The organism is Paenibacillus oryziterrae (assembly GCF_042610485.1).
Classification (GTDB): Bacteria; Bacillota; Bacilli; order Paenibacillales; family Paenibacillaceae; genus Paenibacillus_AQ.
The window spans coordinates 147,598-171,181 of record NZ_JBGJZO010000010.1; the positions used below are offsets into that span (position 1 = coordinate 147,598).

General features: G+C 49.0%; 18 protein-coding genes. 3 read left to right on the plus strand and 15 right to left on the minus strand.

Annotation, left to right across the window (positions count from 1 at the left end):
- Nucleotides 1-39: 39 nt before the first annotated feature.
- The 12 genes from pulA to ACAN55_RS13265 all read right to left on the minus strand — a co-directional run bounded on the left by pulA (nt 40) and on the right by ACAN55_RS13265 (nt 16,685).
- Complete coding sequence (gene pulA, locus ACAN55_RS13210; RefSeq protein WP_379133235.1) at nt 40-2,442, minus strand: type I pullulanase; 2,403 nt, start codon at nt 2,440-2,442, stop codon at nt 40-42.
- Between the two features lie 319 nt (nt 2,443-2,761).
- Nucleotides 2,762-4,474 (minus strand): phosphoenolpyruvate--protein phosphotransferase, encoded by a 1,713-nt coding sequence (ptsP, locus tag ACAN55_RS13215; protein WP_379133238.1) that lies wholly within the window; start codon nt 4,472-4,474, stop codon nt 2,762-2,764.
- On the minus strand, nt 4,467-4,742 hold the full coding sequence (locus ACAN55_RS13220; RefSeq protein ID WP_379133240.1) for an HPr family phosphocarrier protein: 276 nt from the start codon (nt 4,740-4,742) through the stop codon (nt 4,467-4,469). Before ACAN55_RS13220 ends, ptsP begins: the two co-directional genes overlap by 8 nt.
- Before the next feature lie 95 nt (nt 4,743-4,837).
- On the minus strand, nt 4,838-6,895 hold the full coding sequence (ptsG, locus tag ACAN55_RS13225) for a glucose-specific PTS transporter subunit IIBC (protein WP_379133242.1): 2,058 nt from the start codon (nt 6,893-6,895) through the stop codon (nt 4,838-4,840).
- Nucleotides 6,896-7,149: 254 nt separating this feature from the next.
- Nucleotides 7,150-8,046, minus strand: coding sequence for a glucose PTS transporter transcription antiterminator GlcT (gene glcT, locus ACAN55_RS13230; protein ID WP_379133245.1), 897 nt, complete (start codon nt 8,044-8,046; stop codon nt 7,150-7,152).
- A gap of 128 nt (nt 8,047-8,174) precedes the next feature.
- Nucleotides 8,175-8,801 (minus strand): YIP1 family protein, encoded by a 627-nt coding sequence (locus ACAN55_RS13235; protein ID WP_379133247.1) that lies wholly within the window; start codon nt 8,799-8,801, stop codon nt 8,175-8,177.
- A 153-nt stretch (nt 8,802-8,954) separates the two neighbouring features.
- A complete protein-coding gene (gene floT, locus ACAN55_RS13240; protein ID WP_379133250.1) occupies nt 8,955-10,430 on the minus strand; it encodes a flotillin lipid rafts scaffold protein FloT in 1,476 nt (491 codons plus the stop codon).
- On the minus strand, nt 10,430-10,966 hold the full coding sequence (locus ACAN55_RS13245; protein ID WP_379133254.1) for an NfeD family membrane protein: 537 nt from the start codon (nt 10,964-10,966) through the stop codon (nt 10,430-10,432). Before ACAN55_RS13245 ends, floT begins: the two co-directional genes overlap by 1 nt.
- Nucleotides 10,967-11,135: 169 nt before the next feature.
- On the minus strand, nt 11,136-12,299 hold the full coding sequence (locus ACAN55_RS13250) for an iron-containing alcohol dehydrogenase (RefSeq protein WP_379133257.1): 1,164 nt from the start codon (nt 12,297-12,299) through the stop codon (nt 11,136-11,138).
- A 590-nt stretch (nt 12,300-12,889) separates the two neighbouring features.
- Nucleotides 12,890-14,470: a UDP-glucose--hexose-1-phosphate uridylyltransferase gene (locus ACAN55_RS13255; protein WP_379133260.1), complete on the minus strand. Its 1,581-nt coding sequence runs from the start codon at nt 14,468-14,470 to the stop codon at nt 12,890-12,892.
- Between the two features lie 48 nt (nt 14,471-14,518).
- Nucleotides 14,519-15,505, minus strand: a complete 987-nt coding sequence (galE, locus tag ACAN55_RS13260) for a UDP-glucose 4-epimerase GalE (RefSeq protein ID WP_379133263.1) — start codon at nt 15,503-15,505, stop codon at nt 14,519-14,521.
- A gap of 1 nt (nt 15,506) precedes the next feature.
- The gene (locus tag ACAN55_RS13265; RefSeq protein WP_379133265.1) at nt 15,507-16,685 is read right to left on the minus strand and encodes a galactokinase; all 1,179 of its coding nucleotides are present in this window, start codon (nt 16,683-16,685) and stop codon (nt 15,507-15,509) included.
- A 217-nt stretch (nt 16,686-16,902) separates the two neighbouring features.
- Between ACAN55_RS13265 and ACAN55_RS13270 the strand changes: the two genes are divergently transcribed.
- Nucleotides 16,903-17,787 (plus strand): AraC family transcriptional regulator, encoded by an 885-nt coding sequence (locus tag ACAN55_RS13270; RefSeq protein WP_379133269.1) that lies wholly within the window; start codon nt 16,903-16,905, stop codon nt 17,785-17,787.
- A gap of 175 nt (nt 17,788-17,962) precedes the next feature.
- Here ACAN55_RS13270 and ACAN55_RS13275 read toward each other — a convergent pair whose 3' ends face one another.
- The 3 genes from ACAN55_RS13275 to ACAN55_RS13285 are packed head-to-tail and all read right to left on the minus strand — an operon-like array spanning nt 17,963 to nt 20,269.
- Nucleotides 17,963-18,700, minus strand: coding sequence for an NAD-dependent protein deacylase (locus ACAN55_RS13275; protein WP_379133271.1), 738 nt, complete (start codon nt 18,698-18,700; stop codon nt 17,963-17,965).
- Between the two features lie 33 nt (nt 18,701-18,733).
- Nucleotides 18,734-19,501 (minus strand): HAD family hydrolase, encoded by a 768-nt coding sequence (locus ACAN55_RS13280; protein ID WP_379133274.1) that lies wholly within the window; start codon nt 19,499-19,501, stop codon nt 18,734-18,736.
- A gap of 27 nt (nt 19,502-19,528) precedes the next feature.
- The gene (locus tag ACAN55_RS13285; protein WP_379133277.1) at nt 19,529-20,269 is read right to left on the minus strand and encodes an alpha/beta hydrolase; all 741 of its coding nucleotides are present in this window, start codon (nt 20,267-20,269) and stop codon (nt 19,529-19,531) included.
- A gap of 216 nt (nt 20,270-20,485) precedes the next feature.
- Between ACAN55_RS13285 and ACAN55_RS13290 the strand changes: the two genes are divergently transcribed.
- Nucleotides 20,486-21,505 carry an acyltransferase family protein gene (locus tag ACAN55_RS13290; RefSeq protein WP_379133311.1) on the plus strand — a complete coding sequence of 340 codons (1,020 nt, stop codon included), beginning with the start codon at nt 20,486-20,488 and terminating at the stop codon, nt 21,503-21,505.
- Between the two features lie 260 nt (nt 21,506-21,765).
- Nucleotides 21,766-23,451, plus strand: coding sequence for a dihydroxy-acid dehydratase (gene ilvD, locus ACAN55_RS13295; protein WP_379133280.1), 1,686 nt, complete (start codon nt 21,766-21,768; stop codon nt 23,449-23,451).
- Nucleotides 23,452-23,584: the final 133 nt, after the last annotated feature.

The window sequence follows — 23,584 nt, forward strand, 5'->3', positions numbered from 1 at the left end:
TTGGTATTCTGATGCCGGGAGCAGCCTTTTTAGATGCCATCAACTTGTTAATTGCCAGTGATCTTCAGGTGTTTGACCTGTAAGAGAATCCTTATCACGAATGAGAAACTTTATATTTTCTTGATCCGGAGGGCAATGAATATAGCAGTCACCGCTCCCTTCCTTCTCTTCCCAATCGTTCAGCCGGAGAATATATCCGACCGATGTTATTTCCGGCAGAACTTCTATGTTGGCAACCGCTCGGCCGTCTAACATATACCGGAAATCATATTGTCCATCCTGGATTCCCGTCCCCCAAATCCATAAATTCCAGCCACGATATTCTCCGTCGGTGCGCTCATAATGAACTTCAATCGTCTTAGCACGAGGTTCCGGTTGACTACAGGTATCGTATAGCACCATCATCGACAGCGCTTCAACTTGGACCTGTGCTCCTTCCACAGACCTGAACGCCTCTGTTCCCGCACGGCTGTGATCTACAACGACATGCCAGCGGTTCGCATTCAACGGAAGATCCACGGATACCGGCCAGGTATTGGCATTGAATATCACAAGGATATTATTCCAGGCATCACTGCCTGCATTGTTCTTCAAGATATAAGAAACTACTCCTCCATCACAGCGGAGAAACTCCAGAGAACGCTCAATTACCAGCCGACCATGAAGCCGGAATGCCGGGTGACTTCTCCGTAGTTCAATCAAACCCTGATAATAGTCGAATACAGGTCTAAATAGCTTTTTATTATTCCAACGGATAGCATTAATGACATCACTGCTCCGGTAGCTGTTATGGTCACCATATTTACTGCGCAGCAGTTCATCCCCGGCATGAATGAAAGGGATACCTTGAGAGGTCAACACAATTCCGTTAGCGAGCAGGGAACGTCTTACCGTTTCGTTATTCAGGATATCTTTTTCCAGATGAACATATGGATTCGCACGTGCAATTGCCTCCTCCACAGTACCGCCATCACGTAGTGATCCATTCTCCAGCTCAGGGAATCCTGCTTCCTGGCGCAGGCCACCGGCAGTCATTATTTTATCCCACAGATTCAAATTATCATGAGCCGTAACATAGTTGACAGTCTCTACAGGGGAATCCGCGAAATCATGTATGGCTCCTTTGATCCCGGCGGCAACTGCACTCTCTTTGCCAGGTTCGCCCGTCACAAATCCTCTTCCCCAGCCGTCGCTGTCACCCTTAATGGCAGAACGGAAGTTGTCATTAAACACAGCATATCCTTTGCCCCGCTGAACTCCCTTCAGCGTCTTGTTGATCAGCGGAGAATCCCCTCCTGTCCAGGGCTCACCGTACAGAAGGAGTCTCGGATTGACCTCAAGTCTCAATTCTTCCGCAATCTCCTGCATGGTTACCTGATCGATCAGGCCCATAAGGTCAAATCGGAAACCATCAACATGGTACTCTTTGGCCCAATGGCGAAGCGAGTCCTTAATATATTTGCGTACCATCGGACGTTCTGTAGCCAGTTCATTCCCGACTCCGGACCCGTTAGATAGCTGTCCACTCCAATCATGGCGGTAGAAGTAACCGGGAACCAGCTGTTCAAAAGGGCCTTTCTCAACGGAGAAGGTATGGTTGTACACCACATCCATAATTACGGATAATCCATGACGGTGTAAGCTCTGAACCATTTCCTTAAACTCAACAATGCGGACGCACGGATCAGCCGGGTTGGTGCTATATGAACCCTCAGGCACATTATAATGCTGCGGATCATAACCCCAGTTGTAGCCTGTGAAATAAGGTTGATCCGGCGTTTCTCCCTCAACCTCATCTTTCATCTCATCTACTGTCTGATAATCGAATACAGGAAGCAGATGCACATGAGTTACTCCAAGCTGGGCCAAATGGTCAATGCCTAGCGGGTTACCATCCTCATCTTTAATCCCTGTCTCAGTGAATGCTTTATACTTCCCTTTATGAAGCATACCTGAGCTCTCATGAATGGAGAAATCACGTACATGCAGTTCATACAGCAGAACATCTGCCGGATGCAGCGGAGCCGGTGAAGAATCCTCTGCCCATCCTTTCGGATCGGTCTCCCGAAGGTCCACTATTGCCATCCGTACACCATTGGCAGATACAGCAGTTGCATAAGGGTCGGAAGCTTCGGTTACTGTCCCGTCGCCAAAGGTCACGCGAAACATATAATATTTGCCGGCCAAATTCTCATTAAGCTCAATCTGCCATACTCCGCCTTCTGCAGGCAGCATATGCACGTTACGACCTCTTTCCGTAATTCCAATGGATTTCACCGCATCATCATTGTTACCGCCATTCTCATAGAGCACAAGAGACATCGCCATTGCGGTAGGTGCCCATACTTTAAATAAGCTGCGCTGTGGTGTATAGGTCAAACCGAGATCGCTGCCTTCATAAACTTGAATTGCATATTCAGCATTTATATAATTGTTGCTCATTTATAATCACCATCCTATCATTTCCGGCGAAAAGCCCGAGAAACTATTAGATTCATATATTCCCATACGGTCAGGTATTCATACTCTCTGCTACCATAATATGTAACAATTTGTTCGCAGGATTGGGTTCTTTTATGAATAAAAGTCCCCTCTCATACTTATTATCGGCTTGCAATCACAAGCATTTTAGACTTATGAACAGAAAGTTGCTTTTTTTTAGAAAGTATATTCAGCAAAAAAAACCGGTTCCCTAAGGGAACCGGTAATAAATAGTTGGAAAAGTGGATTGCCGAAAAACGGTTTGGTGCTAAATGAAGAACTATTGACCGATGCTTTGCACCAGTGCAGCTACTTCTTCAGCAGTACCCATTTGAAGAGCCTTGGCAGCAAGTTCCTTCATGTCGGCAGCCGAAAGTTTAGAAATTTGACTGCGCGCCGGCAGAATCGAAGTGGCACTCATACTGAATTCATCCAGACCCAGACCGAGTAAAAGAGGAATAGCTGTCGAATCTCCAGCCATTTCACCGCACATCCCTGTCCATTTGCCTTCGGCATGAGCCGCGTCGATAACAATCTTGACCAGACGAAGGATTGCAGGATTATATGGCTGATACAGGTAGGATACTCGCTCATTCATACGGTCTGCAGCCATGGTATATTGAATAAGATCGTTGGTTCCGATACTGAAGAAATCAACCTCTTTGGCGAATTGATCGGCCAATACGGCTGTAGAAGGAATCTCTACCATAATTCCAAGCTGGATATGGTCGGAAACTTCTTTACCTTCAGCAATAAGATTAGCTTTCTCTTCCAGCAGCAAATCGCGGGCTGCACGGAATTCTCCAAGCGTTGCGATCATTGGGAACATAATACGCAGATCGCCATGTACACTCGCTCTGAGCAATGCACGCAGCTGTGTGCGGAAAATGTCCTGACGTTCCAGACAAAGGCGAACCGCACGGAAGCCCAGGAATGGATTCATCTCTTTTGGCAGATCAAGATAAGGCAACTCTTTGTCGCCGCCAATATCAAGCGTACGTACTACAACCGGTTTGCCGCCCATATTCTCGATAACGGAACGGTAAGCGTTGTATTGAACTTCTTCTGAAGGAAGCTTGTCGCGTCCCATGTACAGGAACTCGGTACGGTATAGGCCTACGCCTTCCCCGCCGTTCTCGATTACACCATTCACATCGTTAGGTGTACCGATATTTGCAGCCAGTTCCACGTGCTTGCCATCAGCGGATACGGTTGGCAGATCGCGAAGTTTTTTCCACTCAGCAATTTGCAGGTCGTACGCCGCGCGCTTTTGCGTGTACTCCGCAACAACCTCTTCGCTTGGATTAACAAGAACTTCACCGCTCAGACCGTCAACGATAACCAGATCGCCTGATTTCACTTCGGACAGAACGTTCTTAGTACCAACAACCGCCGGGATTTCCAGAGAGCGGGCCATAATGGCCGAATGGGAAGTACGTCCGCCGATATTTGTAGTAAAGCCTTTTACATATTGACGGTTCAGTTGTGCTGTGTCCGATGGAGTCAAGTCCTCAGCAATAACGATCACTTCTTCACTGATTTCCGCAGGGCTCACGTATTGAATGCCTAACAGGTGATTCATTACCCGCTTGGTCACATCGCGCATATCTGCAGCGCGCTCTTGCAAGTAGGCGCTCTTCATATTTTCGAACATTTCGATAAATTGAGCAGCTACTACATTAAGCGCATAGTCCGCATTAACAGACTCATCACGGATTTTATCAACCACAGGGCTAATCAATTCCGGATCTTCGAGAATAAGCAGATGGGATTCAAAAATCTCAGCTTTCTTCTCACCAAGTTCGGCTAATGTACGTTCTTTGATGGCCTGCAGCTCAAGCTTAGATTTAGCAAGTGCGTCATTCAGCTTCGCTACTTCCGCTTCAACGTCACCAACCGCAGTCTTCGAGATCGTATAATCCGGGTGTTCCAGGATAAAGGCACGGGCAACCGCAATCCCTGCCGAAGCCGCGATTCCTGAAATTTTAGTCATTCAGCTCTCCCAGCCCTTCTTTGATCATGATCTCTTGAAGTGCTGCAAGTGCGTCTGCTTCTTCACTGCCTTCAGTAATCAAAGTCAATGTGTCGCCAGCTTCAAGACCCAGGGAAAGAACGCCCAAAATGGACTTCAAAGTAACTTTTTTACCTTTTGCTTCTGCAAAAGATTCAGTTCCTTTGAACTTTGTAGCTGTGTTAACCAATGCTGTTGCCGGACGTGCGTGGATTCCATCTTCGTCAATAATTTTGAAAGTTTTTTGCATAATATCCAACCCGCTTTCTATTCGTATTATTTGTTTAAGGTAAAAGTTTTGCGCTCCCTATTTATTATAAAGGAAGCGCATCACCTTTGCACTTTTTACCGAATTTCAATGATATCCTTGTCACCGATAACTACTTTTCCCGGTTTCTTCAAAGTAACGGAAGAACCTTCTGGAAGATTGGAGAAGATCACAGGTGAGATTACCGATGGGGCATGAGCTTTCACATACTCCAGATCAACTTCCATAATCGGTTGACCGGCTGCTACCAGATCGCCTTCTTCAACAAGGACATTAAAACCTTGGCCTTTCAGCTTAACCGTGTTAACCCCGATATGCACAAGCACTTCTTTGCCGCCGTCAGACATAATGCCGATGGCATGTTTGCTTGGGAATACGTTGAATACCTTGCCGTATACCGGTGAAGCGATCTTGCCGTCATCTGACAGGAATGCGAAGCCGTCGCCTGTCATCTTCTGCGAGAATACTGCATCCGGAACCTGAGTGATATCAAGCAGCTCACCGTTCACCGGCGAAACGATATCTTCAGGGATAATCGCTGTCTTTTCTTCTCCAGCGTGTTTCTCTTCAACAGGGGAAGGGATTGGGGTTGGAGCTGGAGTTCTGCCGTTCATAACATCTTGAATCTGCGACTTAATGGTATCGGAACGTGTGCCGAAGATCGCCTGAACATTGTTGCCGACTTCCAGTACGCCGGAAGCACCTAGCTTCTTCAGACGGTTCTTATCCACATGCGCTTTATCTTTAACCTCAACCCGAAGACGTGTAATACATGCATCCAGGTGGGCGATATTGTCCTTGCCGCCAAGAGCGGACAGAATGTTGCGTGGAAGATCGTTGTCAGTAGCAGAAGCAATACCTGTGCTACCATTGTCATCGTCATCATCGGATGGATCTTCACGACCCGGTGTTTTAAGGTTGAATTTCCGGATAACAAAGCGGAATCCGAAGTAGTAAATAACCGCGATTACCAAACCTACCGGAATTACCAGCCACCATGCTGTACGGTTCGGAATGATACCGAAGAGCACATAGTCGATAAAACCACCGGAGAAGGTCATACCGATTTTTACGTTTAGAAGGTGCATTGTCATAAACGACAAACCTGCGAACACCGCATGCACTGCGAAGAGCAGCGGAGCCACGAACAGGAAGGAGAATTCCAGCGGCTCAGTGATACCTGTCAGGAACGAGGTAAGAGCTGCGGATATCATCAAACTGCCGACGAACTTTTTATTCTCGGGTCTGGATTCATGGTAAATCGCCAAAGCTGCTGCCGGAAGACCGAACATCATGAACGGATATTTACCAGTTGTAAATGTTCCCGCTGTGAATTCAGCACCGTCGCGAAGCTGCTGCATGAAGATCCGTTGGTCACCGCGTACAAGCTCGCCCGCTTTGTCTACATACGTTCCGAACTCATACCAGAACGGGGAGTAGAAAATATGGTGCAGACCGAATGGAATTAGTGAACGCTCGATCAGACCGAAGATAAAGGCTGCCAGCGTCTTGTTCGTATCGATCATACTTTGAGACACATAGTTCAAGCCATGTTGAATTGGCGGCCAAACAATTGTCAATGCAAGACCGAGAAGCAGTGAAGTTACAGCAGTCATGATCGGTACAAAACGTTTACCCGCGAAGAAGCCAAGGTAAGACGGCAGTTCGATTTTGAAGAACCGCTTGTACATGGCTGCTGCCAGGATACCGACCAAGATACCGCCGAACACACCGGTCTGGAGTGTTGGAATACCCAGTACTCTGGAATAAGAGAAATCCCCTTGGCTAAGTACGTAGTTGTTGACACCGACTACAGTTCCCATGGTTACGTTCATTACCAGGAAACCGATGATCGCCGCAAGTCCAGCTACGCCTTCTCCGCCTGCCAAACCAATCGCTACCCCAACTGCGAACAGCAGGGCCAAATTATCAAATACCACTTGTCCTGAATTCATCAAGACATTGGCAATCGCCTGTACGGTATTATTCTCCAACGCCGGCACGTACTGCAAAAAGTCCGGGTTGACGAACATGTTCCCGATTCCTAGTAGAAGCCCCGCCGCCGGGAGGATTGCCACCGGAAGCATCAAGGCCTTACCTACTCTTTGCAAAACGCCAAAAAGCTTTTTGAACATTCATGTCACTTCCTTAACTTTGATGTGATTACAAAACAGTCAACAAAAAAAGCATGAGCAATTTACAGTATGTGTTGTAGTCTAACGCTAACGTTAGATTACCCCGAGATAGGGGAATACAACCAAAATACTGTAAAACACTCATGCCTGATCGAATCAGTTACACGTTGATATTCTGTTCTGCTAATTTACAGAGCCCATTGTATCATCGTTTTTTTTATGTTGCAAGCCTGTTTTCAAAAAATATTCAAAGGCTATACATTCTCTTCCGGATTTGCTTTCGCCAGGGCTTCTTTCATGTCTTCCTCGTCTTCCTTCTTCTGCGCTAGGCGCTGCAGATGCACCGTCAGATAGCTGACTTCTGCCGGATACACAGGAATATGCAGACGCTGTTCCATTACCTTCGTCAGCTTCCATGCCAGCGTATACATTTCGGGATACTCTCGTTTCATCAGGTTATCCAGTGAAGAAATTTCTCTGACTGCTTCTCCCCGCCGGAGCCGTTCGAGAACAAACCTCAGATGGGTAACCAGGCGTGAATAATCAATGGAGTCCCTTGGAATCCGGTATTCCAGATTATTTTCTACGAGACCGACCATATCACCGATCAGTACCGAATGCTCTTTCACCTCAGTGATGTGGCGGTTGCTGAGCGCACTGACAATATGCAGTGCCACAAAACCAATCTCATCTATGGGCAGGGACACCCCCATAACCTCATCGATCCGCTTGATTGCATATTCGGCCATTGCATACTCTTCGGGGTAGATCTCCTTAGTCTCATATAAAAAAGGATTATGGATCGGAATATTCTGCTCCTGCCGCCGGATCGCGAACGATATATGATCGGTAAGTGCGGTATGGATATGTTCATTCAGCGTCTCACGGCTGTGCTGCAGAATATAGAGAACAATCTCCTGAACAGCCTCAATCAGCTTCTCATCCACCTGCGGAACCAGCTGTTTGTATTGCTCCTGCTCTTCCTGGCTGCGGAGGATAAACATTTTCTCCACGGAGGACAGTTTTATACGATCACGCATTTTGCGGTTAAATCCTATTCCCTTACCGATCACGACAACCTCGGCATACTGGGGATGCTGAGCGATGATTACGTTATTGTTAAGTACTTTGGCTACTGTTATGCTGCTCACTTTTGACACCTCTTTGATTTTCGAATTCCTGATTCCGGGCAGCAAGCCCTAAAGCGAAGCGGCACGAATAGATTATACATGGGCGACTACCCGGACAGCAAGAATTCAAAAATAAAGATGTTTGTTTTTTAGAAAAATAATCCGATAAGCACCACTAGCACAACCATCAGCACAACTAACATCAATGCTGGAAGAATCATGCAAATAAGGGCTTTCCATGCCGAGAAACGGTGAGCTTCACCTATTGCCTTGAGACCAACCACCATCGCCCACACGCCAAATACCAATTCTACAAAGATACAAAGCAAATATAGAACCAGGATCAGTATATTTGAGTCCATATTCGGAGTCTCGGCTGTAAAGAGTTCTTTGCCCACCAGCAGAAGTTCCGGAATCCACATCAGGGCAATAAGAACGGACGGCATAAATACTCCTCTTGCCAAGGCCACCTTGATTTCAGGTGTAGTTCCTTTACCACCCAACCAGCTGCCGGTAATCCGGAGCAAAGGACTTCCAAGATAGAACATCAGCAACCCGCCGATACCTCCGCCTATCAATGACACCAGCAGTATCATTAATAACGACATATCATCACCAGTATTATTGGATGATGCCCGGTTCAGTGAATAGCTAAAGCCTGCAATAATACTTAACCATAAGGCATTGCGCCCCGGATCGGAAGATTCCAGATAGCTTCTGATGGTTCTTCGCGGCGCGGTCCAAACCGTCAGCCAGGGTGATGTTTTGTTCTCCATAACTTAAACCTCCCGATAATCTCTTGAGGAAATGATTTCCTATTAAAGAGTATACCGGAAAAAGTCTGGTTAAGAATAGTCTGAAAATGCAAAATATTGCCTAAACAGCCCGGCATTCGTCGCTGCCGGGCTGTTTATGTCATAGAACCTCGATTATTGGCTGGTTTTTTCCGAGAAATCGCGCGTGAGTCCCTTGATCATACCCTCCACATCAATGCCCGACACATTCTTCAGCATGGCTGGAGCGGTAGACATCAATTGGGTTACATAATTGCTAACCCGTGCCGCACCTTCACCATTCCCAGTATCCACCACTGTCAGTTTATCAATCGATGCGAGCGGCTGGGCGATACGTCCGGCAAGCTCAGGCAGCATTTTCACAATGATATCGAGTACCGCTGCCTCCCCGAACTTCTGGAATGCTTCTGCCAGCTTCTCTTTAGCCTCGGCTTCCGCCAAACCGCGCAGGCGTATAACTTCAGCATCTGCACTACCTTTTGCCAGCTCCGCATCAGCCACCGCCTTGCCCTCCAGCCGTTTTTGCTCCGAAGTCGCTTTGGCCTGAGTTTCAATGCTGTACTGGAGTGCATCCGCTTCCCGCATTCTTCTGGCTTTGTCTGCCTCCGCCGCCTGTTCGACCGCATAACGGTCCGCTTCTGCTTTCTTCTTCACTTCTGCGTCGTATTGCTTCTCACGAACCTGGATTTCTTTATCCTGCAGGTCAATCTCCCGCATTTTGCGGACAAGCTCCACCTTCATCTGTTCCTCGACGACCATCTGCTTGCCTTTGGCTTCTTGAATAAAGTATGCCTGGTCCGCTTCTGCCTTCGCCGTGTCCTGATCACGCTTGAACGCAGCCACCTTCAATTGATTGTCTTTAGACGCCTCCGCGATATTCGTATCCCGCAGCAGCTCAGCTTTCTGCCCCTGTTCCTCTGCTGCCGCTTTCTGAATGCGAGCATCGCGCATCGCTTCAGCTTCGGCGATCTCCGCATCCCTCTTGACGGCGGCAATCCGTGGCTTACCAAGCGCCTCCAGATAACCGTGTTTGTCACGCACATCCTTAATGGTGAAGGATACGATTTGCAGCCCCATTTTCTTAAGATCCCTTGCGGCTACACCCTGTACCTCCTGCGCAAAACGGTCGCGGTTTCGATATACTTCCTCAACGGTCATTGTACCCAGAATCGCTCTAAGATGCCCTTCGAGCACCTCCTGCGCCTCACTTTTCAAAGATTCAATCGGTTTGCCCATAAACTGCTCGGCTGCAGTAGCCACATCCTCAGTGGAACTGCCCACTTTGATAATGGCAACTCCGTCTGCAATAACTGGAACCCCCTGCTCCGTGTACACTTCAGGAGTAGTTACATCCAGCTTGTGTGACAGCAGTGACATAAACTCGGCTTTTTGAAAAACCGGAAGAATAAACGCACCACCTCCGCGGACAATTTTGATTTTACGGCCGGAACCATCATCGGAAATATGATTATTACCCAGGAATGATCCCGTAACAATCATGCCTTCGTCCGGTCCTACCGTCTTAAAGCGAGCCCAGAAAGCGAGCCCCAGAACAAACAGAACGGCTACGACAACTGCAGGGATGAATAAAAAATCAGGAAGTTCAAACATCAAATAACCTCTCCTTTTCTCTCTTCGAATTCAGATACGAGCGCGACTCCTTCTTTCACGTCCACGACAACCACCTTACAGCCTGCAGGTATAAGAACTTGATCAAAGCTGGCGGCTGTATGCAGGCTATGCCCTGCACCAAATTTCACCATGATCTCACCGAACCCCATCGCAGGGACGGGCACCATTACCTCTCCGAGCTTGCCTGGCAGATCTGTCATAGAGAAACCTGTAGAGACTTCACTTTTCTCCATGGGTCTTACGAAACCAAGATACATCACCACTCCCATGAAGGAGGCCGTGAGCAGAGATAATACAATAACTGCTCCGTTCTCCAGCTCGGTGTACCGGGTTAGAAGAATCCCTGCTCCGCCAAACACAGTCACTGCCCCCGCTATAACGGTCGGACTCAAAAAATCGATAGATACGATATGGAACATTCCGCCTAGCGCATCTCCAATCAGATCCCCCACCAGCAGGCTGACCACAGCAAAAATAACCCCTAGTGCCAGACAGCCCAGATACAGCGCCTCCATACCTTTGTCCTCCTGTCATTTACTAAAAAATTACCATCCTCTTTATACGAAATGGGTATGTCCTTAGTTTCACAATCTTGGGATATTTCCCCATGGCGCTTACTATTCAAAATAACGCAAAAACAGCACGTTCCCTGAGTATGGGAACGTGCTGTTTGTTATGAATTATTTACAACGACATAGTATAGATTTCTACTACATCCTGGTGGTCCAGCTTCCGGAAGTTGCCGAACGGACCAAAGCGGACAGCTTTATCCGCCATAATGCCAAAGTTTGCGTCATCAATTTCATAGTCACCCAGGCGGCTTGGCGCTCCAATGGAATCCCAGAAGCGGCGCAGCGCCTCGATACCTTCAAGACCGGCCTGTTCATCGGATTTACCGGAAGGATCAACGCCAAATACGTTAACCGCTAGCTTGCGGAATCGCGCAGGGTTGCTATTCAGATTGTATTTCATCCACTGCGGGAAGAGAATCGCAAGTCCTCCGCCATGCGGAATATCGTATACTGCGGATACTGCATGCTCAATATTGTGAGTTGCCCAATCGCCGGCGTAGCCCATGCTTACCATACCGTTCAGCGCCATCGTTCCGCAATAAAGAATCGTCTCACGTAGCTCGTAATTCTCCAAATCCTCCACCAGTTTCGGCGCAGTTTCAATTACAGTACGCAGGAGCCCTTCGCAGAATTCATCCTGAACCGGCGTATTAGTATCCAGGTGGAAGTAATGCTCAAGTACATGAGACATGATGTCTACCATACCGTATACCGTCTGGTCACGCGGCAGAGAGAAGGTATGCTCCGGATCAAGAATGGAGAACGCCGGATAGGAGTACGCGCTTCCCCAGCCCATTTTCTCCTGGGTCACTTCATTCGTAATTACCGACCCGTTATTCATTTCAGAGCCAGTCGCAGCCATTGTAAGAACTGTACCCAGCGGAAGAGCCGCTTTAGCCACCGCTTTGCGCTCTACGAAATCCCACATATCTCCATCATACTTTGCTCCAACGGCCACAGCTTTCGCACAATCCAGCACGCTTCCGCCGCCGACAGCCAGTATCAGGTCAATTTCGTGTTCACGGCATAGCGCTACACCTTTATGTACGGTGGACAAGCGAGGATTCGGCTCCACGCCGGACAGCTCGGTGATATTAACATCGAGCGAACCCAGCAAAGAGACGACTTTATCATAAAGGCCATTGCGCTTAATGCTGCCTCCGCCATACATCAGCAGCACGTTTTTTCCGTATTTAGGCACTTCTTGCTGCAAGGCCGACAAGGTACCTTGTCCGAAGATCAGCTTCGTCGGGTTATAGAATTCAAACTTACGCATAGGTGTAGCCCTCCATCAATCTATATTATATCGCACCTGCTAATTATATCCTGATGGGTGGACGCATTCAAATCGTAAACGAGTGTAAGCTGCGAGGACGGGATGGGGATTCTGGCGGGGGGGACGCTCCGAGGACGGGTATGGGGATTCTAGTGGGGACCCGCTCCGAGGACGGAACGATGCTCCATCGCTGTTGTCTCCGGATTTTCTGAATTTACCTTATCGGTAAAAATCCGTAGACAAAGGCGACCGCTCCGATTTACGCTATCGTTCCGTCCTCTCCGCTAACTGCCTGCGGAATCGTCTTAAAAACACCTAAACCATCGTTCCGGCCTCTCCGCTACTTCCTGCGGAGTCGTCTTAAAACACCTAAACCTTCGTTCTGGCCTCTCCACTATTATCAGCGGAATCGTACATCCTTAAAACCTAAACCATTAAACCGGCATTCTCCCGCATTCCCCTGGGAAATTACCTTTAACCCTTAAACGCTAAGCAAAAAAGCACGCCTCCCAAAATGGAGACGTGCTGGTCTTAAATTATTGATGTTCGCCTTACGTACAAGTCAAATTTGTGTGCTAAGCCTTCGAACTTTATAGCGCTCCGATGCTGGCGACAAAACGGCGGAAGGCGGATTGGCCTTCTGCGGTGCGTTTGTACACGCCGGCATGCTCTAGGATGGCTGTGAATTTGATGCCAACCTCGTTCTGCACGGCTGCTATAGCTTCGTCACGGTTCATGGAGGTGCCAAAGCGCTCTACTAGCTCCTGCACCCAGCTTGCATGTAGTGCAAGGGCGTGGGAAGGATCCCCTTGTACAGCCTCCAGCAGGCTTGTATCTCCGGCAAGAATTCCGGCGATGGCGTCGAGCTCTTCCTTGAGGCGTCCCGGCAGAATCGCCAAGCCCATCACCTCAATCAAGCCGATATTCTCTTTCTTCACATGGTGCATTTCCCGGTGCGGGTGGAAGATCCCTTCCGGGTATTCCTCGCTCGTACGGTTGTTGCGGAGCACCAGATCCATCTCGTAGCCGCCGTCTTCTGCTCTGCGCACAATCGGTGTGACGGTGTTATGAGGCACCTGCTGCCCGTCAATTTCTGAAAAAGCCAGTATATCCACTTCTGGATCATTGTACTGCTTCCAGCTTTCATAGATGGTATTACCGCATTCCAGTAGCACCTCAGGGGATGACGCGTTCATCCGCAGCACGGACATCGGCCATTTCACGATGCTGATTGTAACGCCCGGGTAATCTTTATGGGTAAAGGTATCCTCCTTAGGCGCTTTCTGGATAGGGAAGGTATGACGCCCGCCCTGAAAGTGGTCATGCGTAAGGATCGAACCGCCTACAATCGGAAGATCTGCATTGGAGCCGATGAAATAATGCGGGAACGACTCCACAAAGCCAAGCAGACGTTTTAGCGTATCCTTCGTCAGCTTCATCGGCACATGGTCATGATGGAATACGATGCAATGCTCGTTGTAGTATACATAAGGCGAGTACTGGAAGAACCACTTCTCTTTGTTCAGCTCCAGCGGAATCACGCGCAAATTCTGACGCGGCGGGTGATTGACCCGGCCTGCATACCCTACATTCTCGCGGCACAGCTGGCATTTGGGATACACTGGCGGCGGAAGCAGACGAGCCATAGCAATTTCTTTCGGGCTTTTCTCGGGCTTGGACAAATTGATCGTCATCTCGATATTGCCGTAGGGTGATTCCTGCAGCCAGTAGACGTTCTTGGATATGCGGTCCATCCGGATATAGTTCGAATCAATGCTCAGCTTGTAGAACCGGTCAGTCGCAGCTGCAATGCCTTTCTCGGCGGTTAATCTGGCAAATTCTGCATTAACGTCGGAAGGACGGGCCATTAACAGACCCATGATCTTCGCATCCAGCAGATCGCGGTAGGTGTCGGTATTCTCAGGAATAAGCCCGATTTCGAAACCATAGTCGATCAAAATATCCAAAGGAGCCTGGGGACCCTCAAGCTCGATCTTATCCACTTCTCCGAAAAAAGGCTCGCTGAAGCCAAACTGTTCCAGCAGCACATTACGGCTATAATCCACATCCGCGGCTTCAATCAATCCACGGCGCTCTGCAAAAAGTGTAAGCTGCTCTATGGCCTGCAGCGCATTCAGTTCTGCAGGCGTTGTTTTATTCTCGTTGTCCATCTTGATTCTCCTTCTTGATTCTCCATGACAAGGGTCCTTGCTGATCTCTTAATTCCCGTATCCCTGCGGATTAGCAGAATGCCAGTTCCAGGCGCTTTGAATAATGCCTTCCAGATCGGCATGTTGCGGATTCCAGCCCAGAATAGAGCGGGCTTTATCAGAGGACGCTACGAGCACAGCAGGATCTCCCGCACGGCGGTCCTGAATGACCACCGGAATGTCGAGTCCGGTAACGTTCTTTGCGGTTTCGATGACCTGCTTCACAGAGAAGCCGGTTCCGTTGCCAAGATTGAAGACGCTGCTGTCACTGCCGCTGCGCAGGTAATTTACCGCACGGACATGGGCATCGGCCAGATCACTAACGTGGATGTAGTCGCGCACGCAGGTTCCGTCTTCTGTAGGATAATCTTCACCGAACACAGCGATGCTGTCGCGTTGTTTCAGCGCGGTTTGCAGCACGAGCGGGATCAGGTGGCTCTCCGGACGATGGTCTTCGCCGATTTTGCCGCTGGCATGCGCGCCTGCTGCATTGAAATAACGTAGGGCTACGTATTTAATTCCAAGCACTTTATCGAACCAGGCCATCATGCGCTCCATGGTCAGTTTGGTTTCGCCATAGACATTGGCAGGTTCCGTGCGGTCGGTTTCTTCAATCGGCACCTTTTCCGGTTCCCCGTAGGTTGCAGCCGTAGAAGAGAAGACGATCTTGCTTACGCCTGCTTTTTGCATCGCTTCCAGAAGGCATTGAGTTCCGTATACATTATTGTCGTAATATTTCACAGGGTCTTTCATGCTTTCGCCAACCAGAGAGCTCGCGGCAAAATGGATAACGGCATCGATCTCATTCTCGGAGAACAGCTTAGCCAGCAGCTCTTTATCACGAAGATCTCCTTCATAAAACTTGCCGCCCAAGAGAGCCTCGCGGTGCCCGGTCAACAAATTGTCGATAACCACAACTTCCTCACCCCGGTCCAGCAGCTCCGCTACTGTATGGGATCCGATATAACCTGCTCCACCCGTTACCAGAATCGCCATCCTAGTTCACTCCCTTCAATTCTTCCACACCGTTGCCGATGCCGCACACGTAGAACTCACCAACCAGCCCGGATCGTTTGGTATAAGCTTCTCCTACTTCAGTGATAAACCGTTCGATATCATCCTCATGCACCAACGAAACCGTACAGCCGCCAAAGCCTGCTCCAGTCATGCGTGAGCCAAGTGTTCCCGGAATGCGCTGAGCTTCTTCAACCATGATATCAAGCTCATCGCAGCTCACTTCGTACAAATCACGGAGTGAAGCATGGGAGTCATTCATATAGGAACCGAATTGCTTCAGGTCGTTGTTTCGGAGCACTTCCACGGAGTCGAGTACACGCTGGTTCTCTTCCACAACATGGCGTGCACGGCGTTTAACTGTTTCATCCGTAATTTTGTCCTGCAGCTCTTCAAATTGTTCAGGCTTCAGCTCTGCCAGATAGGACAGGGAAGGAAGCTCCTTCTGCAAAATAGCCAGTGCATCGTCACATTGCTGACGGCGCTCATTATATTTAGAGTCTACAAGACCTCTCTTCTTGTTCGTATTGCCGATGATAAGCTGATAAGCACCGGTCACAAATGGTACAAGTTCATATTCCAGTGTGTCGCACATGAGCAGAATCGCATGATCACGTTTGCCATTAGCTACCGCGAACTGATCCATAATCCCGGAGTTCACTCCGACATATTGATTCTCCGCACGCTGCGATAAAAGCGAAATTTCAACGGTGTCCGTATCCCCGCCTTCAAGCGTCAATAAAGCAAATGCGGTAACTACTTCAAGCGAAGCCGAAGAGGACAGACCGGAGCCGTTTGGGATATCCCCGTGGAACAGCAGATCATAGCCGCGTGAGACAGGAGTATCCTTCTTCCCCAGTTCAACCATTACGCCGATTGGATAATCGATCCACTCTCCGCTTTTGGAACTACCGATCTCGGTGTAATCAATGGATGCTTCAAAGGGAAGGTTCGTGGACGCGAAGTTCACTTTACCGTCACTGCGCGGGCGCACAATCAGTGTGGTACCAAATTCAAGCGCAGCGGGAAGCACGTAACCTCCGTTGTAATCCAAATGCTCGCCAATCAGGTTGACCCGGCCCGGTGCATAAAATACCCGCACCTCTTGTCCGCTTTCACCGTATTTCTCGATAAATTTCTGCTTCAGTTGTCCAGTACTCATTAATGTCACTCCATCCTTTCGCTGCATATGCTTGTGAAATCAAAATCGTCTTCCTGTATGCTTATATTATAATAAAACCAGACTGCTTCGGGTAATGCAATCATGTGTGTAATGTATGGATAAATGTGACTTTTCCCGATATACTAGTAGCTGAGTCTATCCGTGTGTATTTACCGGTCCGCATAGCTAACGCCAGATTCAGAAAGGAACACGCACCATGAATGATCACCATGAACAAATCAACCGCGAACACACCTATTCAGTAGCGTCCAATCCTGTCTACTATGAGAAGCAGAATCTGCATGTGCTGTTTGCAGGAAAAAGCCAAACGCTGCCCCAGCATCAGGCCGGGCCCAAAATATACGACTATTATCTCCTCCACTATGTAGAGGGCGGTTCAGGCACTTTCCGAACCGAGCAGAGAAAATATGAACTGGGAGCAGGAGACTGCTTCCTCATTCATCCCGGCCAACTTGTCAGCTACATATCCGATACCCATCAGCCTTGGGAGTACAGGTGGGCGGCCTTTACCGGACATGATGCCGACAAGCTTGTACTGCAGGCCGGATTCACCCCTGAGAAACCGGTGTTATCTACTGCGGAAGGCAGTGTAATACCAGGCAGCCTGTCCGGTATTATGGAAGCCTTTTACGGTAATAAAGAGAGTGCACATTTAACGTCGCTTGGATTTCTGTATCTCATTATCGGAGACGCCGCTCAGCAGCACTCTGAGGATTCACGGCTCCCCGGAGCCGGTTCCCAGGTGAAACGGACTGTGAAACAAATGATTCACTTTATGGCCTCCCAATATGCCCACCCCATTTCAATTGAACAAATGTGCGACAGTTTAGGATATAACCGTGCTTATCTTTCCCGTGTATTCAAGCAGGAAACCGGATTATCTCCCGTCACCTATCTACTGAAGCTTCGGATTGAGAAATCCCGCCAGTTGCTGAGAGAGCGGCCTGAATTATCCGTGGAGCAGATTTCATCCTCTGTCGGATTAACAGACGCCCTCTATTTCTCACGGCAGTTCAAACGCTTCTGTGGACAGTCACCTACAGCCTACCGGATTCAAGTGCTGAGGCATGCCGATTATTAACTGTCCTTCTGAAGGTTGCCCCGTTTATACAACAGCAGCCCGTCCTCGAAAGGGGCCGGGCTGCTGTTGTTCTCATTTCAAAAGGCGGACCTAAGTTATCGGCTAGTCCAACTAATCTATTTTTAACCACTAAAGGCTATTGTAATCGGACAACCGGGAATTCCCGGAAAAGGGATCAAAGCAAATCTTTGACCTTCCCCATTGTCTCTCCAATCCGGCTGGTAATAATCAGATTCGCATGCGTGTCATAGGGAGTCGGGTCACCGTTTAAAAGTGCGGTATGCCGGCCCCGGAAATAGGTGATAAGGCTGGCGGCGGGCTGAACGGTGAGCGAGGTCCCGCCGATAATCAACAGATCCGCATCTGCGATAGCTCCAACAGATCTAACAAGAACATCGTGATCCAGTTCCTCTTCATAAAGCACCACATCCGGTTTAATGATTCCCCCACAATCCGGACAACGGGGAACTGTGTGAATACTGCCGGTGATGGCCTCAAGGCCAAAGTAACGGGAACATTTCATACAATGGTTGCGGTGGATCGAGCCGTGCAGCTCCAGAACATTGCGGCTGCCCGCCAACTGGTGCAGACCGTCGATATTTTGCGTAATGACGGCTTTCAGCTTGCCTGCCTGCTCCAAATCAGCCAGCAAGGTATGGGAAGAATTCGGTATCGCGGATGGATGAATCATTTTATTGCGATAGAAGTCAAAAAAAATGTCCGGCTTGGACATGAAAAAGGTCCGGCTTAGCATAACCTCCGGAGGGTAGGGAGAATTCTTTTGATCCACATATAGCCCTGCAGCCGAGCGGAAGTCAGGTATACCACTTTCGGTTGAAGTCCCTGCTCCGCCAAAAAAGACGATATTATCACTTTCTCTGATCCACGAAGCCAAAGTCTGCAGCTGATCCATCTGAGCAGTTCATCCTTTCTATACATACTATTATCAGGTGGTAATCATTAGTTCGGTGTAATCCGTTATTACGACATCGGCATCGAGCAGATGGCTGCTGCTGCCGCTGCTTGAGGTAATACCCACTGTCAGGCAGAGACCTGCGTTCTTCCCCATCTGCATGTCGGCGTTACTGTCTCCTATTAGGACTGTCTCACCAGGAGTCAATCCCAGCTCCCGGCAAGCTAGTTCAGCCATATCGGGTGAAGGTTTGCCTCGGCTTACTTTGTCCCTTGTGATGACCGAGCCTAAAACGCCGGATAATCCCAGCCAATCCAAGTGTTCAACAGTCGTTGTACTTTCATCCGAGGTGACGACACCAAGCTTAACCGAAGCTCCGGCGCACTGCTGCAAAAAATCCAGCAGACCGGGTAAAGCCAAAGCGCCCCGCCGTTCACGTACTTCTGCCATCGCCTGTCTGCTGATCTCCCGAACAGTAGTCAAGGCCTCATTCCAGGGCATGCCTGCGTAGTACAACTGCCAAGCAAGAAGACCATAGGTTTCTTCCATCGTTGCCATAGACAGCGGCCCTGCCGGATCATACCCGGTTACCTGGCCAGCTGCATTATGCACAGTTCCAAGCAGTTTTGTTCCATCCATCAGGTGCCTTGAACCGATATCCGTAAGAGCAACGTTGATGCCGCTCAGGACATTTTCCGCCCAAGTTCCCCAGAGTGCTATGAAATCAAGCAGTGTTCCGTCTTTGTCAAACAATATGCCTTTGCAAGAATATGATTGTCCATTGACATGCAAAAATGCCATCCCGGTCCCCTCTCTTTAAAAGCCGCCTTAGCGCAGATTTCCAAGCCAGTCGAGCATGACCGTAACCGTCCGGTTCTGCTGCTCATCTGCAGAGATTTTGGCGTCCCCATCGCCTTTCTGTATCCCGTAGCTTCCGAACTGCGCATGGTTGCCTCCCTCCAGGGAGTAATACACAGTATTATCCGGCAGATAGGTGCGCCCTTTCCGGTAACTGTCTTTATCTATAACCTCATCCTCTGTACCCAGAATCGACAGCACAGCCAAGGTTGTCCCCTTCAGACTTCCCTTCTCATCCGGATAGGAGGCAAGAAAAAAAACGCCTTCCAGCTGGTCGGGGTGTTCTGCCGCGTATCTTGAAGCCATTACACCACCAAGTGAATGCCCTCCGAGAACGAAGGTGAACTTGGGATGGACACGGATAATTTCTTCAGCAGCATCTGCTTTGGTTACAGGCAGGTTGAGCGGCATTTGAGCAATATATACAGCATGTCCGGCTGCCGCAAGACGTTTAGCCAGAGTCGAGTAGGCTTCAGCCTCCACAAGTCCTCCAGGGTACAAAATAACCGCTGCCCCTACAGTGTACGCCGGCTCGAAGGTAATCCAATTGTCATTTTTCTCAACGATAACACCATCACTTGAAATCATGGCAGATTCCGCATTACTTGCGGCTTGATACGGGGTTAAATATCTCCAAACGAGCAGTACTGCAACGATCAGAACTGCTGTAATAATTAGTGCGAGATTGCGTTTAATTGCTCTATTCTTCAATAGGGTCCACTCCCAAAAGTAGCTGTATGAGCATTCTGCTCTTACTATTAAAAGTATAATTTAATCAGAGTATTCAAACAACCTTCAACGTATTGGCACAATTATGGGCTATGGTAACGCTTACTAATGTGATATTTTTCACACTGCACAAGGAGTAAATTTAGTATTTTAAAATTAAAGTATTGCAGTAGGCGAAGGGAGTTCATGGCCTTGGATATGGAAGCACGTGGAGAGACTTTTTTTCTTAATCTGCGTTTTATGCTGATCGTCACTGTTTTTGCCAGCAATGCCATAGAGCCTCTAATAGGTACAATGAGCGGTGCCCACTCGCTATATATGTGGATTTTCAGTTTTCACATGCCGCTGTTCGTGCTGGTAACCGGGTATTTCGCCAAAAAGAGTCTGCACGGCTCTGCGGGCCGCAAGCTACTGATGCAAATTGCACTTCAATATATCCTCTTTCAAAGCTTGTATTCCACACTTGATGTGACAATTTTCCATGTAAATGGCATACATCATTCATTCTTCTCTCCTTATCTCCTGCTCTGGTTCCTGGCGAGTCACGCCTTTTGGCGGCTGCTCATGCTGGGTATGAATAAATGGAAACCGTTGAGCCAAATGGCCTTTGCCGTTGTATGCGGGGTAGCCGTGGGTTATCTCCAGCTTGACGGTGTATGGTTCAGCATCAGCCGGACGTTTGTCTATCTGCCGTTTTTTGTGGCGGGATATCACTTCTCGTTTAGCGCATTTACCCGTCTATATACAAAATGGATCAAAGGTATTGCAGTTGCTGCTTCCCTGTTCCTGTTCGTTCTTCTTATGGTGCTAGGGAGTGAGCTTCCGCTAGGCTGGCTGTTTGGCAGCATGACCTTTATGCAGCTTGGACATCATGAATGGTATGCCGGACTTTACCGTTTGGCCATTTATGCCCTGCAATTAACTGCCGGACTGGCATTTCTGGGCTGGGTGCCGATGAGAAGCAGCCGGATGACCGATTGGGGCAAGCGTACCTTATACGTGTTTCTGCTCCACGGCTTTATCGTCCGTCTGGCAGCAGTCTCCGGCCTGTATACCCATCTAGGAAACATGGCAGGACTGTTAGCACTGCTTGCCGCGGCCATCACCCTGACGGTACTGCTGGCCCAGCCGCTCGTTAAGCAATCTCTCCATCTTCTGGTAGAACCTTCTGTCAGTTGGGTCATGACACTGCAGCGCGCTGTACTGCGCCGTTCCTGAATACAGATAACCAAATCCCGTCCGGTGTTCCGGTACGGGATTTTTTTGCATACCATTCCTATAGACTCACGGTAGATAACTGACATACACGCGGTAGAAAAAACAAACCGTTTATGATAGACTCACTAATAACAATGGCAGGCTTTCTGCAAAAGAGACTACTGCCTTTCGTTCAAATTCATATTCGCAGCTCTTCACAGAGCATTGCGTTAACGCGACACAATATGGAAGCACAACTTATTTAGGGGGGAAATATCATAATGGCAGCCAAGAAAATGCGTTCAGACATGATTAAAAAAGGCTTTGACCGGGCTCCGCACCGCAGTCTCCTGCGGGCCGCCGGTGTAAAAGAGGAAGATTTCGGCAAACCGTTCATTGCGGTCTGCAACTCCTATATCGATATCGTGCCGGGCCACGTTCATCTTCAGGAATTCGGCAAGATTGTGAAGGAAGCCATCCGTGAAGCAGGCGGCGTACCGTTCGAATTCAACACCATTGGTGTGGACGACGGCATCGCGATGGGGCACATCGGCATGCGTTACTCGCTGCCAAGCCGTGAGATTATCGCTGACTCTCTGGAAACGGTAGTCTCCGCGCACTGGTTTGACGGTATGGTCTGTATCCCTAACTGCGATAAGATTACACCGGGAATGATGATGGGCGCTCTGCGTGTCAATATCCCTACTATATTTGTAAGTGGTGGACCGATGAAAGCCGGAGTGGACAGCAAAGGCAATAAACTCTCCCTTACTTCCGTATTTGAAGGCGTTGGTGCCCATCAGGTAGGCAAGATCAATGATGCAGAACTGCTGGAATTAGAACAATTCGGCTGTCCAACCTGCGGATCATGTTCCGGTATGTTCACCGCGAACTCCATGAACTGTCTTGCGGAAGCACTCGGTCTTGCACTACCAGGAAACGGGACCATCTTGGCTGTGGCTGAGGAACGCAGAGAATTCGTCCGCAAATCGGCAACCCAGCTCATGGAACTGATTAAGATTGATCTGAAACCGCGTGATATCGTAACCAAAGAATCACTGGATAACGCATTTGCCTTGGATATGGCGATGGGCGGTTCCACCAATACTGTACTGCATACCCTGGCATTAGCCCAGGAAGCTGGCATTGACTACCCGCTGCAGCGTATTAATGAAGTGGCAAACCGCGTGCCTTATCTGTCCAAGCTTGCACCCGCATCCGATATCTTCATCGAAGATGTCGACCGCGCAGGCGGCGTCAGCGCCGTGCTGAACGAGCTGCTTAAGAAACCGGGCGCATTGTTCGGCGACTGCATGACGGTTACTGGCAAGACGCTTGCTGAGAATGTTACCGGTCATGAGATTCAAGACACCACGGTCATCCATACACTGGATAATCCGTATTCCGAGATTGGCGGACTGTCCGTATTGTACGGAAATTTGGCCCCTGAAGGTTCCATCATCAAGGTCGGAGCTGTCGATGCTTCTGTAGGTGGCTACCATAAAGGACCTGCTATCTGTTTCGACTCCCAGGAATCCGCTCTTGAAGGCATTGCGAACGGTAAAGTCAAGGAAGGCCATGTAGTCGTTATCCGCTATGAAGGTCCAAAAGGCGGCCCAGGCATGCCGGAAATGCTGGCACCGACTTCACAAATCGTCGGTATGGGACTCGGCGCCAAGGTTGGCCTGATCACCGATGGCCGTTTCTCGGGCGCTTCGCGCGGCATCAGTATCGGCCATATCTCTCCCGAAGCTGCTGAAGGCGGTCCGATCGCTTTCGTAGAGGACGGAGACCTCATCGAGCTGGATCTGAATAACCGTAAGATCGAACTGCTGGTTGAAGAAGAAGTGCTTGCTGTGCGTCGCAGCGGCTGGAAAGGCTTCGAGCCGAAGGTTAAAACCGGCTATCTGGCCCGTTACTCCAAGCTCGTTACCAATGCCAGCAATGGCGCTGTATTGAAAATTTAATTCATGCATCTAGATGCGTATACTAAAAAGGGCTGTCCTCATCATCGAATGAACTGCACCCCGTCAAGTAGACAGTACAAAAAATAAAAGATAGCTAAGCGGTCTTGGTCCTGAATTCAATGGGACTGAGGCC